This window comes from Polyangium sp. y55x31, assembly GCF_029946505.1.
Classification (GTDB): Bacteria; Myxococcota_A; Polyangia; order Polyangiales; family Polyangiaceae; genus Polyangium.
Genome location: NZ_JARZHG010000008.1, coordinates 16584 through 29058, shown reverse-complemented (window position 1 = coordinate 29058; position 12475 = coordinate 16584). Strand labels below are relative to the sequence as shown.

Below are 12475 nucleotides of genomic sequence, written 5' to 3'. Positions count from 1 at the left end.
GGGTGGACAACCCCTGGTCGGGTCCGGGGTGAAACCCCGGCGCTGCGCCTCAGCCTCGACCGATCCCGGTGTACCAGAACCCGATCGAGCGCAGATCCTCTGGGTCCCAGATGTTGCGACCGTCGAAGAGCGACGGCGTGCGCATGAGGCGCTTGATGCGGTGGAAGTCGGGCCTTCGGTACTCGTGCCACTCGGTCACGAGGGCGAGTGCGTCGGCGCCTTCGGCTGCGGCGTACATCGTGTCCACGAAGGTCACGCGATCGCCGAAGAGGGGGCGCACGTTCTCGATGGCTTGTGGGTCGTGGGCGCGCACGGTTGCGCCTGCGGCGAGCAGGTCTTCGATCAGCGTGAGGGCGGGTGACTCGCGGATGTCGTCGGTTTGCGGCTTGAAGGCGAGGCCCCAGATGCCTACGACGCGACCTGCGAGTGAACCGTCGAAGTGGTGCTTCACCTTCGTGCCGAGCACGTGCTTCTGCCGCTTGTTCACCTCTTCGACGGCGCGCACGACTTCGAGGTCGTGGCCCATCGTGCGTGCTGTGTGGATCAGCGCGGAGATGTCCTTCGGGAAGCAGGAGCCGCCGAAGCCTGGGCCGGGGAACAGGAACTTGGGACCGATGCGCGGGTCGGCGCCGACGGCTTTGCGTACGCGATCGATGTCTGCGCCGAGCTTCTCGGCGAGCAGGGCGAGGTCGTTCATGAACGAGATGCGTGTCGCGAGCAGCGCGTTCGATGCGTACTTCGTGAGCTCTGCGGAGCGCGCGCCCATCGAGTGGATGCGGTCGCTCGTGCGCACGAAGGGATCGTAGAGGCTCCGGAGCACCTCGAGTGCGCGCGGGTTGTTCGAGCCGATGACCACGCGATCGGGCTTCATGAAATCGTTGATCGCGTCGCCTTCCTTGAGGAACTCGGGGTTCGATGCGACGCCGAAGGGGTGCGTCGTGTGGCGGGCGATGATGGCTTCGACTTGATCGGCCGTGCCGACGGGCACTGTGCTCTTCGTCGCGACGACCTTGAAGCCGTTCATGTTCTTGCCGATGGTCTCGGCCACGGCGTAGACGGCGGAGAGATCGGCGGAGCCGTCGGCTGCGGGGGGCGTGCCGACGGCAATGAACACGACCTCGGCGCTCTGGATGGCGGCGGCTACGTCCGTCGAGAACGACAGGCGCCCGGCCTTCGTGTTCTTTGCGATGAGCGTGTCGAGGCCTGGCTCGTAGATGGGCACCTCGCCGCGCAGGAGACGCGCGATCTTGCCTTCGTCGACGTCCACGCATGCGACGTCGTTGCCGAAATCTGCGAACCCGGCGCCGGCCACGAGGCCGACGTAACCCGTACCGATCACCGCCAATTGCATGGGGCGCACCCTATCATTTCGCGAGGGCCTGTGTGTACGTGGCGCGCCCCACGCGCCGTCAGGGAATCACGATCTCGGAGGCGCGCCCCTCGCATCCGCGCAGCACGAAACCGAAGCGGTCCCCCGTACCTGCGCGCTTCTCCAGCGTCTTGCACGTCGTGCGCGTCACGCCGGGTGATCCGAATCGGTCGCGGTTGTCTTCGGACACGTCGACCACGGGGCCTGGGCGCACGCGCAGCGTGTACGTGATCGGATCGCCCTCGACGGTGTGCATCGTGATCACGAGCCCTGCGGCGCTCCCGTTCTGCCACGCGTCCCAGAGGCACGAGCGCGCGGCGGCGTCGTAGCCCGCGCCGTGCACGTTGGTCTCGCGCCCGCATGTGGATGCGCCGTCCGACTCCGAAGGCATCAGGCCTGGCTCGACGACGGTGGTCGACCGCGTGTCGCCTTCGGCCGAGTTCCTCGCCGCGGAACATCCGCATCCGACGAGCAGGAGCGACGCGGCGATGTGTCCAAGACGGCGCATGGAATCGTGCGAACTCAAAAGGGATTTGAAGCGATGCATGATCGGCCAGCGTACGGCGCGCTCGGCCGCCTGCAACCTTGCGCGACGCGAAGAACGAAGCGTCGTTCTGCACGGACGACGGCGCTGTATGCTGAGGGCGTGCGCTACGACCGGGGGTATCACGAGACGCGCGTGCTCGCGAACGGCCGCGTCGTACGGCTGCGTTTCATTCGCCCGGAGGATCGCGACGCGCTCGTGCGCGCCTTCGGCAAACTCTCGCGCGAGTCGCGCTACCGACGCTTCCTCGTCGACGTGCCGTTCATGAGCCCGGCGATGGCGCGGTACCTGACGGAGGTCGACGGCAAGGATCACGTCGCGATCGTCGCGATGACGGACTCGCTCGATCTGAAGGAAGAAGAGGGCGTCGGCGTCGCGCGGTTCTTCCGCCTCCCGGAGGAGCCACACGTCGCCGAGGCGGCGGTGACGGTGATCGACGTGTATCAGGGCCAGGGCCTCGGTCGCATCTTGCTCGAGGCGCTCACGCGCGCGGCGCGCGAGCGTGGCATCCGGATCTTTCGCTCGGCGGTGCTCGTCTCGAACGCGCCGATGCGCCGGATCCTCGACGAGGCTGGGGGCGTCGTGCATCGCGACGAGGGCGACACGCTCGTGATCGACGTGCCGATCGGCGACCCGGAGCCGCACTGGTCGGACCTGGCGATCTTCCGGGTGCTGCGGGTGGCCGCGGAGGCCACACGTTCGGCGTTTTTCGGCGAGGCGGATGATCAACGCGCCGAGGACGAGAGCCCCGCGCGGTAGGGATCGAGCACGCTGCGGATGGCCTCTTCGGTCGCGCGCCGGATGCGCTCGACGGCTTCCACGTCGTTGGGATCGCCTGCGGTGTCGATGGGCGGGAGCAGGTAGTAATCGAGCGGCACGCGACGCGGGCGCAGGCCACTCGGCAGCGGGATGTCGTAGCGCGACGAGCCTCCGAACCAGCGACCGAGGAAGTGCTCGCGTCGATCGAGGTGGTAGAGCTCGTCGACGCCCGTGGCGGCGAACGGCACGATCGGAACACGGGCGCGCATGGCCACGCGCGCGAAGCCGGCGCGCCCTTGCCAGCGCAGCGTGTATGCGTCGCTCGAGAGCTTGAACGAGTCGTCGACGCCGCCCGGATACACGACGACGACCTCGCCGGCTTCGAGGAGAAAGGCGGCGTCGTCGGGCGTGCCCGGGATCGCGCCCATGCTGCGGAGCACCTCGCGGACGCCGGGGATCCGGAACAGGTTCCGCTCGGCGAGGAAACGAGGGAGCCTGCCCGTGTGGAGGAGCAGGAGCGCGGCGAGCGCGAAGGCGTCGATGCCGAGGAAGGCGTGGTTGCCGACGAGGAGCGCGCCGCCGTTGCGAGGCACGTGTTCGTCGCCGTGCAGCGTGGCGCGGAGCTGTGTGGCGAGGCTCTGCGCGAAGCGGCGGCCGGACTCGGTCTGCGCGAGCATCCAGCCTGTAGGGGCGAGCGGGACCATGGCGATCTCCTAACGTCGGGCGGGCCCGCCGTCGCGTAAAGCCCTGCGCGCGCGCGCGGCGACGTGGCTTTCTCCCGAGGCGGGATTCTGCGATACGAAGGGATATGCGAAACGTCACGGTGAAGACGAGCGAAGGGAAGTTCGGTCAATCGATCCACGTGGGGCCTCACGTGCTCGCGGGCGATGAGGTGCCGGCGGTGGGCGGCGACGATCGAGGACCGGATCCGTTCGAGTTCGTGCTCGCCGGCCTCGGCACGTGCACGTCGATGACGATCAAGATGTACGCCGACCGAAAGGGCTGGCCGCTCTCGTCGGTGGAGGTGGAGGTCGCGGGCGAGAAGCGCGAGGGCTCGTTCCTCGCGCGGAGGTCGATCCGGCTCGTGGGAGACCTGACGGAGGAGCAACGCGCGCGGCTGCTCGACATCGCGAACAAGTGCCCGGTGCACAAGATGCTGACGGGGAAGATCGAGATCGAGAGTGCGCTCGTGGGGTGAGGGCGCAGGAAATCGACGACCGAAGGTGTTCGAACGCGTCGACCCTCTCGGTCAACGATGACCCGCGCGTGTAGCAACGCATCGACCCCCTCGGTCAACGATGACTCGTGGGGGTCGCAACGCATCAACCCCCTCGGACCACGTTGATCCGTAGGTGTCGACGCGCATCAACCCCCACGCGCCACGTTGAGGAGAGGGTGTCGACGCGCATCAACCCCCACGCGCCACGTTGAGGAGAGGGTGTCGACGCGCATCAACCCGCTCGGACCACGTTGAGCCGAGGGGGTCGACGCGCATCCACCCCCTCGGTCCTCCGTTCTCAGCCCCTCACGGATGAATGAACACCACCGTGCCCGTGAGGTTCCGCGCCGCTCCGTGCCATCCGTACGGCACCTGCGGCTCCGTCCAGTGGAACAACCTTCGTGCGTCCTCCGGCGCGAGGTTCACGCAGCCGTGGCTCTTCGGCTGGCCGAAGCGGTCGTGCCAGTAGGCGCCGTGCAGCGCGTAGCCGTCCTGGAAGTACTGCACGTACGGCACGTCGCGTAGCTCGAACTCCTCGCCCACCGCGTCCGAGTCCATCGTCACGGTCACGTGTTTCGTATGGATCCGGAAGATTCCGCGCTTCGTCGCCTTGCTCGTCTCCGGATCCTCGAGGCCGCTCTCACCGCTCGAGATCACCGTCGCGAACACGGCCTTCGTCCCCTCGTAGGCGACGAGCACCTGCTTCGTGATGTTGATGTCGAGCCACTTCTCGCCGTTCTTCCCCCACGCCGGCATCTTCTTCGCCGGATCCACACGGCCCGCATGCCGATCGTCGATCCATCCGCCGTCCTTCATCTCGTAGTGCAGGACGCCGCCCACGAACTTCTGCTTGCCCGTGAGCCCGACCGCCGCGCGGTACGGCACCTCCCCGTTCGCGACGAGCTTCTTCTTCCCTTCGTCCCACACCCAGCGCTTCGCGCCGGGACGGCGCACGAGCGCGAACGGGAAGTCGACGTCCTTGCCGATCTCGTAGCCGTGGAAGTCGCTGCCGCGGATCGGGCGGAACCGGTCGGCGGGCATCACCCGTAGATCCGTCGACACGTTGTAGCGACGTCCCTCATGCAGAAACGTCTCCACGAAGGCCACGCCGTTGCGCCGGTCGACCTGACCGATCCTCACGAGATCGTTCGATTTCAAAAGACCCGACAGGTTCGGCACGCGACCGCCGTCCTTCAGGAAGAACGGGATGTCCTCGTCCGTGAGCCGTTGCTCCATCGCTTCGAGCGCGGGCGGCGAGGGCTGCGACTTCCACTTCATCCACACGTCGAGCCCGTACGTCGCCCCGCTCTCCTTGTCCTTCTCCCACTTTGCGAGGTGCTTCTTCAGCCCAGGCTCGTGCGTCTTCAGATCCTCCGCCGTGGGGATGCGCGCGTAGACCGGGCCGCCGCGCGTCACGATGCCGTACATGTACGGAAGCTTCTGCGTGATGTCCGGGCGGCGCGATGCGGCCTTCACGATCGGGTGGTTCAGATCGAGCGTGGCGTCGGGGCCCACGCAGACGTAGCCGTACGGCTTGATCTTGCGCCATCCGTCCTTGCAGCCCGAAGTCCCCGCGACGTCGGGTTCCATCTCGACGATCGCGCCGGCGCGGAGGAAGCCGACACGTGTCGCCTTCGGGTCCGGCTTTGCCAGGACCTCCGTCCGCATCGCGATGCTCGCGAGCCGTGGCGCGTTGTCGGGGATCGGAGGCGGCAGGTGCGCGACGCCCGCGAGGTCGACGAGCAGCGGTCCACTCGGCTCCGGCGGCGGCGCGTCCGCGTCCGCATCCGCACTCGCGGAAGGGGCGCCGTCCGTGTCGGCCTTGGTGTTCGCGGCGCCGGCTTCGACCGGAGCGTCGGCGACGAGGCCCGGAGCCGATCCTGGTTTCTCACGGCAGCCGCCGAGGCACGCCGCCGCGAGGACGAGCAGCACGTAGCAGTCGCGTCGCATGACGGGAGGCCCCGTTTGCGCATGCCTCGGCGCCGATGTCCAGTTTTCCGCGAGGCCCGCGCGTCGCCGTCGTCGCTCGACTCTCCCTCGGTTCTCCTTTCGTCGAGTTGCAACGCTCACTGGGCCACCTTATGAAAATCGGGAGGGGACGTGGCGAAGGCAGACGGAGAGCCCGGTCGACCCGAGACCGACAGCGCGGCGCCGCTCGAGAGCACGGCTTCGTTCCTCGACTCGATCGTCGAGAACATCCCTCACATGATCTTCGTCAAGGACGCGGCCGAGCTCCGCTTCGTCCTGTTCAACAAAGCTGGCGAAGACCTGCTCGGGCTGCGTCGCGATGCCCTGCTCGGCAAGAACGACGCCGACCTGTTTCCGCGCGAGCAAGCGACGTTCTTCGTGGCGAAGGATCGCGAGGTGCTCTCCGGCAAGCGCCTCGTCGACATCTCCGAGGAGCCAATCCAGACGCGGCACGGGCTGCGTGTTTTGCACACCAAGAAGATCCCGATCATCGACGGCGCAGGCGAGCCACGCTTCCTGCTCGGCATCTCCGAGGACATCACCGAACGAAAGCTGCTCGAAGAGCGGATCCGCCGCGCCGACGAGCGGCAACGTGTCCTCGCGCAGACGACCGCGCTGCTCGCGCCCGCCGGCGGAGATCCACTGCCCGCGGCCGCACGTCTGGCCCTGCCCGTCGGCGGCGACGGCTGCATCTTCCTCGTCGATCCGGCGAGCGGCGCGCCCCGCGCCATCGTCGCGCACGTGGACCCCGCGCGGGAAGCGCGATGGCGGCGGCTCGTCGAGACCTCGAACCTCGTCGAGCGCTTCTCCGGATCGGCCCGCGTCATGCTCGAAGGGGGTCAGCCGCTCGTGTTGAACGAGCTCGACCACGCGACGCTCGCCTCGTTCATGACGAACGAGAAAGGCACCGAGGAGCTCATCTCGCTCGGGGTGCACGCGCTCCTCCTCGTCTCGCTGCGCGGGCGTGATCAACGGCTCGGCACGCTCGTGTTCCTGCGTGACGTCACGCAGCGAGGCTTCGACGAGGAGGACGGCGCCTTCGCCGAGCGGTTCGCGCAACGCCTCGCCGGCGATCTCGACAATGCACGCCTCTACCGCGAGCTCGAGCGCGCGGAGGCGGCGCAGCGCTTCCTCGGCGATGCAGCCGAGCGGCTCGCGGGCTCGCTCGACTTCGACGAGCTCGTGCGCCTCGTCCCGCACGTCGCCCTCCCGTTCCTCGCCGATTGGTGCGTGATGTATCTGCTCGAAGCGGACGGGCAGATGCGCCGTTTCTCGGTGGCCCATGTGGATCCGTCGCGTGATCCGCTGCTCGTCGCGTCGGTGGAGCGATACCCGCCCGGAGGAAAGCAACCCGGCATGGAGCCCGCGCGCACGCTGAAGCCGCTCCTCAACCCCGTGGTCGACGAGGCCTTGCTCGATCGCGTCTGCGTCGACGCGAACCACAAGGAGCTCGCACTGCGCATCGGGACGACGACGGCGATGGCCGTGCCCGTGCGCGCCCGGGGGCGAGTCCTCGGCAGCCTCAGCTTCGGCCGCGGCCTCCGCGGGTCTCGCTACCAGAGCCACGATCTCGCGCTGGCAATCGCGCTCGCCGATCGCGTGGGCATCGCGCTCGACAACGCGCGGCTCTACCAGGAGGCGCAAGCCGCGCTGCGTGCGCGCGACGAGTTCCTCTCCATCGCCTCGCACGAGCTCCGGACGCCGCTGACCACCGTGTGTCTCTCGGTCGACTTGCTCGCGCGAGGCCTGCAAACCGGGTGGAGCCTCGACGCGTGTCTCACGCGCGTCGAGGGCACACAGAAGCAGCTCGCGCGCTTGAAGCGTCTCGTCGATGGCCTGCTCGACGTCTCGCGCATCGCCGCAGGGAAGCTCGTCCTCGAGCTCGGAGAGGTGGATCTCTGCGCGCTCTGCGCCGACCTCGTGGAGAGGATCGCCGAGGAGGCGCAGCGCGTGGGCAGCGAGGTGCGTCTCCGCGCGAGCTGCAGCCGCACCATCCGCGCCGACGCAATGCGGCTCGAGCAGGTGCTGACGAACCTCCTCAGCAACGCGCTACGCTACGCAGCCCCCGCCAACGTGCACGTGCAGGTCGAGGTCGGAGAGGAGGGCGCGCGTCTCTCGGTTCGAGACGAGGGCAGGGGCATCTCCCCCGCAGATCTCGCGCGCATCTTCGATCGCTTCGAGCGCGGCGGGGCATCCGCCGGCCATGGAGGCCTCGGGCTCGGCTTGTACATCGCGCGTCAGATCTGCGAGGCCCACGGCGGCACGATCCGCGCGTTCAGCGACCCCGGTCATGGCACGGAGTTCGTGGTGACGTTGCCGGTGGAGCCGCCAGGATGTTGAGCCGCGCAGGGCGTCGCGCCGGGGCGCTGCCCCGGGCCCCGCGGGGGCTGTCCGCCCCTCGACCCGGACCAGGGCAAGCCCTGGACCTTTGGTGGAAGAACTGCGCTGCGCGCAGTTCTTCCAACGGCCGGTGGCAAGACCATGAAGGTCGTCGCACGCAGCGGCACGTTGCCGGCTGAAACGTCAGCGCTGCCGTCTTGGTTGGCAGGGTCGTCGCCTGTTCGATGAACTGCGCATCGCGCAGTTCATCGACCCCGAGTCCAGCGCTTGCGCTGGTCCGGGTGCAGGGGCGGACAGCCCCTGCTGGGGCCTGGGGCAACGCCCCAGCGCAGCGCCTCCCGGTGGCGTCATCGCGCCATCGGCAGCGTCACGATGAACTCGGCGCCTTGACCTTTGGCGCTGCGAAGCTCGATGTGGCCGCCGTGCGCCTCCACGATGCGGCGTGCCGTGTGGAGACCGAGGCCGAGGCCTCCGTAGACCTTCGCTGCGTCGGCGCGCTCGTAGGGCTCGAAGATGCGCGTGTGATCCTCGGGCGCGATGCCCATGCCTGCGTCGCAGACGCGGAGCTTTGCCACGCCATCTGCTGCTGTGAGGCTCAACGTGATGGGCTTTCCCATCCCGAACTTGATTGCGTTGCGGACCAGGTGGCCGATGACGAGCTGGAGTGCATTGCGGTCCCAGAGACCGATTGCGGGCGCGTCTGCCAGCAGCGTGATGCTCGTGCCGCTCCGCGCCCGCTCGCCGTCGAGCTCCTCCAGCACCTCGCGCGTCATCTCCCGCAGATCACATGGTTCTTGCGCGAGCCCGAGGTTCGCGCCGAGTGCGCGAGAGACGCCGAGCATCGTCGTGACGAGCGATGACAGACGCTCGATCTGCCGTTCTGCGATGTCGAGCTTCCTGCGTTGCGCTGCGCCGAGCCGGAGATCACCTCGCTCGACGTCGCGGAGCAGACTCTGGATCTGCAGCGCGAGCGGCGTCAGCGGCGTGCGCAGCTCGTGCGAGGCGGCCGAGAGGAATTCGTCCCTCCGGCGGAGCGCGTCTTCCGCGCGTTCATGCGCCTGCTCCAGCGCGGCGCGTGTGGCCTGCTCCTCGGCGAGGAGCCGATCGCGTTCGACTTCCGCTTCCTTGCTCTCGGTGACGTCGACCATCACGCCGCGCAGGCGCCGCGGCACGTTCCCCTCGACGACGACGGTCACGATGTCGCGCAGCCACACCGTCCGGCCATCTGCTGCGATCATCCGGTAGACGAACTCGTGCGCGCTGAGGCGCTTCGTCTCGTTCTCGCAGTACGCCGGCGCCCACGAGCGGTCCTCTGGGTGCATGTGCCGGAGCCAGAACTCCCGGTCCGCGAGCCACTCCTCGATCGGGTAGCCGAGGATGCGCTCGGCCTGGCGGCTCACGAACGTGAAGCGCATCGTCGCGAGATCGAGCTCCCACACGATGCTGCCGACGTCGCTGATGACGAAGAGCGCCTCTCGCGCCTCGGCGAGATCGGAGATGTCGGTCATCGTCACGAGCAGGCAGGGCGCCCCGCACCGCTCCTCGACGATGTGGCTCGCCGTGATCCGCACGAACGCGCGGTGCCCGTTCGTGGTCACGGCCCAGGCGTCACCCGTCCACGGGCCTGCGCCCTGCGAAAGCGCGCCGAGCGAGGCACGCAGGACCTCGGCCCCCGGGGCCGTGAGGAACGGGAAGAAGCCGGGCCGGAGGTCGAAGAGCGTCGACGCTTGCGCGCTCGCCCAGACGATCTCGAACGTCCTGCCATCGACGAACCATGCGAGCGTGCCGTGCCGGTCGAGCGTACTCGCGAGCGCGTCGACCGAACGCAGGCACGGCGTGGTGGCCCGGCTCGAACTCTCGGTGAACGTCATCTCCCCCGAGAGCACATAATGCGCGAGAGCCGAGGCGAAAAGAAGCCCCTTGGCTCACGTGCGCCCGAACCGGACCACGAGCCCGAGCCAGCCGCGGGCGAGGTAGAGGCCGTTCAGCGCGAGGTACATCCAGAAGAAGAGATCGAGCCGATCGGCGAGCGCGAAGATCCAGATGTGGCTCGGGTAGTGGTTGAGGAACCGCAGGAACGTCATCACGAGGGACGCGACGCGACCCACGATCGACTGCGGTTTCTTCTCGCCCACGGTCTCGTAATGCGCCTCCGTCGGCGTGTCCTTGCCGGTGAGCTCGGGCCTGCGGACGAAGTTCGTCAGCGAGATGCCCGAGGCCACGATCACCGCGCCGGCCACCGCGGCGTACAAGAACCCCAGGCCGCCGGCGGGCCACGCGGCGCCGTCGATCCCGAGCCCACCTTTCCTGTGGAGGTGGACGCCGATCACGGCGACGAGCAGCACGGCTTTGAGCTCGTCGACGAAGAAGTCGAAGAGGTGGCCCGTGGGGGAGGCGAGCTTTTTGTAGCGCGCGAGCATGCCGTCCGCGCAGTCGAGGAGGTAGGCGAGCTCGAGGACGAGCACGGCCAAGAGCCCTCCGCGGTAGGACGGGAGCGCGATGAAGAGCGCGGAGCCCGTCACCGCGATGAAGAGGCTCAGGATCGTGATCTGGTTCGGCGTGAGAGGCGTGCGGTGGATCGCGGCGACGAACACGGCCGCGAGCGGACGCATCACGTAGGTGTTCCAGAGCTGATCGTGTTTCTTGCGGGTGAGGCGGTAGACCTCGATCGGGCTGCCCGGCATGGCCGGGCGCATCCTAGCTCAGCCTGGGACGAATCCCTCGATCGCCTTGCCCACCTCGTCTTTCGCCTTCTCGAATTCGCGGGCGTCGCCGCCCGTTTCGAGGACGAACACGTCGGCGTCCGTGACGAAGACCGTGAGCCAGAAGATGTGCGGTCGATCGAAGACCGTGCGCGTGTAGCGGAGCTGCTTGCCCACGGCGCCGCTCTTCGTCTTGACCTCGCGTGAAGCTTCCGCGGTGTAGCCGATGTTGCGGAGCTTCAGGTCGATCGCGTCGGTCCAGAAGGAGAGGTTGCCCTTCGGCCGGTTCGGCTCGACGCGCACGCTCATCACGATCCCCTGGGCCGTGGTCGCGCGGTAGGCGTACTCCTCCTGGTCTTCGAGCTCGACGAAGCCGTCGGGCGTGTTCAGCTTGAAGCCGGGGCCACAGCCGATCCCGAGGAGGGAGGCGGCGAGGCACAAGAGGAGCATCGAGACGTTGCGTTTCATGGTCCTTGCCTCCTTGCCTCAGCGAAGGGTCATCAGCGTCTCGAGGCCGACCCTCGAGAGCCAGTCGATGGGCAGATCGATCGTGCGCGGCGGCGGGGGCGGCGGCGGCGTGCCTTGCGCCACGACCTGCTGCTGCTTCGGCTTGGCCGTCACGTCGACGGTGATCGTCGAGAAGGTCGCGCGGGCGCGGAGGAAGCGCATGCGACCTTCGAGCTGATCGATCTCGCGGCCGACGCGCTCGAGCTCGCGCTCGACCTGCAGCGCGTCGTTCACGTTCGCCGCCTTCGCGAGGAACTCCTGCAGGCGCTTCTGCACGCTCTTCAGGTTCTGGAGGCGCACCTCGAGATCGTGGAACTCCTCGGACACGTCCTCCGCGCTCACGCTGCGGCGCTTGACCTCGCCGAGCTTCTCCAGCGCGGTGAGCGCGTCGCGGAAATGCCGCGAGGGCACGCGGATCACGACGCCCGCGTCCGAGCGTGACGCGAGGTAGCCGCCGAACGACTCGGCCATGTCGATGATCTTGTCGATCGTCCCGGGGACGACCGTGGCCTCCGCGACCTCCATCCCCACGCGGCCCGTGTAAATGAGCAGCGGCGTGGCCGGCTTCTCCTGCGGCTGCTGCGGCTCGGAGGCGCCTTCGGTCTTCTTGCCGGTCGGCGCGGGCTTCGCGCCCGTCGGCGGCGGCGTGGGTTGTTTCGGCGCGGCCGCGGGCGCGGCCATCGGTGCGCGCGCGCCGGGCGCCACGGGGGCCGGAGCCGGGGCGGGCGCCGCCTTCGCGGCTTCGTCGGACCCGCCGCCGAAGAAACCCGAGTCGTCGGAGCCGCCCGTGCTCTCGTAACTCTCGCTGCCGCTGTCGGCCATCGGCGCGGCCGAGGGCATGTTCATCGGCATCGGGGCGCCGGCGGACGCGGGCGCGGCTTCGGCCTGCGCGGCGCCGCCGTAATACGCGGGCGTGCTGGGGTAGGCGGCGGCTTCGGGGGGCGCGGAGCCACATCCGACCGCGAAAAGTGACGTGGTGATCAACGTGAGCGCGGCGAGCCGCGCTCGGAGGGTCCGGAACACGAAGGGCATGCGAGATCTCCGGGATGCCGACGAGAAACGAAGGC

Annotated in this window: 11 protein-coding genes; 3 read left to right on the top strand and 8 right to left on the bottom strand. The window is 68.5% G+C overall.

Annotated elements, in window-relative coordinates; genetic code table 11:
- Positions 1 to 49 precede the first annotated feature (49 nt).
- Both QHF84_RS16800 and QHF84_RS16795 read right to left on the bottom strand, forming a co-directional pair.
- Positions 50 to 1351, bottom strand: a complete 1302-nt coding sequence (locus tag QHF84_RS16800; RefSeq protein ID WP_281314316.1) for a UDP-glucose/GDP-mannose dehydrogenase family protein — start codon at positions 1349 to 1351, stop codon at positions 50 to 52.
- 58 nt (positions 1352 to 1409) lie between these two features.
- A complete protein-coding gene (locus QHF84_RS16795; protein WP_281314315.1) occupies positions 1410 to 1877 on the bottom strand; it encodes a DUF4362 domain-containing protein in 468 nt (155 codons plus the stop codon).
- Positions 1878 to 2015: 138 nt separating this feature from the next.
- Here QHF84_RS16795 and QHF84_RS16790 point away from each other — a divergent pair, with 138 nt between their 5' ends.
- Positions 2016 to 2672 carry a bifunctional class I SAM-dependent methyltransferase/GNAT family N-acetyltransferase gene (locus QHF84_RS16790; protein WP_281314314.1) on the top strand — a complete coding sequence of 219 codons (657 nt, stop codon included), beginning with the start codon at positions 2016 to 2018 and terminating at the stop codon, positions 2670 to 2672.
- On the opposite strand, the gene QHF84_RS16785 is transcribed toward QHF84_RS16790, so the two are convergent.
- Positions 2639 to 3376: a lysophospholipid acyltransferase family protein gene (locus QHF84_RS16785; protein ID WP_281314313.1), complete on the bottom strand. Its 738-nt coding sequence runs from the start codon at positions 3374 to 3376 to the stop codon at positions 2639 to 2641. The genes QHF84_RS16790 and QHF84_RS16785 overlap by 34 nt on opposite strands.
- Positions 3377 to 3480: 104 nt before the next feature.
- Between QHF84_RS16785 and QHF84_RS16780 the strand changes: the two genes are divergently transcribed.
- Positions 3481 to 3870 (top strand): OsmC family protein, encoded by a 390-nt coding sequence (locus tag QHF84_RS16780; protein WP_281314312.1) that lies wholly within the window; start codon positions 3481 to 3483, stop codon positions 3868 to 3870.
- A 327-nt stretch (positions 3871 to 4197) separates the two neighbouring features.
- On the opposite strand, the gene QHF84_RS16775 is transcribed toward QHF84_RS16780, so the two are convergent.
- Positions 4198 to 5841, bottom strand: a complete 1644-nt coding sequence (locus tag QHF84_RS16775) for a L,D-transpeptidase (protein WP_281314311.1) — start codon at positions 5839 to 5841, stop codon at positions 4198 to 4200.
- Between the two features lie 150 nt (positions 5842 to 5991).
- On the opposite strand from QHF84_RS16775, the gene QHF84_RS16770 reads away from it, so the two are divergent.
- Positions 5992 to 8199, top strand: coding sequence for an ATP-binding protein (locus QHF84_RS16770; protein ID WP_281314310.1), 2208 nt, complete (start codon positions 5992 to 5994; stop codon positions 8197 to 8199).
- A gap of 347 nt (positions 8200 to 8546) precedes the next feature.
- Here the strand turns inward: QHF84_RS16770 and QHF84_RS16765 are convergent, their stop codons facing one another.
- The 4 genes from QHF84_RS16765 to QHF84_RS16750 are packed head-to-tail and all read right to left on the bottom strand — an operon-like array spanning position 8547 to position 12440.
- The gene (locus QHF84_RS16765; protein ID WP_281314309.1) at positions 8547 to 10070 is read right to left on the bottom strand and encodes an ATP-binding protein; all 1524 of its coding nucleotides are present in this window, start codon (positions 10068 to 10070) and stop codon (positions 8547 to 8549) included.
- Positions 10071 to 10124: 54 nt separating this feature from the next.
- Entirely contained in the window at positions 10125 to 10883 is a 759-nt protein-coding gene (locus QHF84_RS16760) for a CDP-alcohol phosphatidyltransferase family protein (protein WP_281314308.1), read from the bottom strand.
- 18 nt (positions 10884 to 10901) lie between these two features.
- Positions 10902 to 11369 (bottom strand): serine/threonine protein kinase, encoded by a 468-nt coding sequence (locus QHF84_RS16755; RefSeq protein ID WP_281314307.1) that lies wholly within the window; start codon positions 11367 to 11369, stop codon positions 10902 to 10904.
- 18 nt (positions 11370 to 11387) lie between these two features.
- Positions 11388 to 12440, bottom strand: coding sequence for a DUF4349 domain-containing protein (locus QHF84_RS16750; RefSeq protein ID WP_281314306.1), 1053 nt, complete (start codon positions 12438 to 12440; stop codon positions 11388 to 11390).
- Positions 12441 to 12475: the final 35 nt, after the last annotated feature.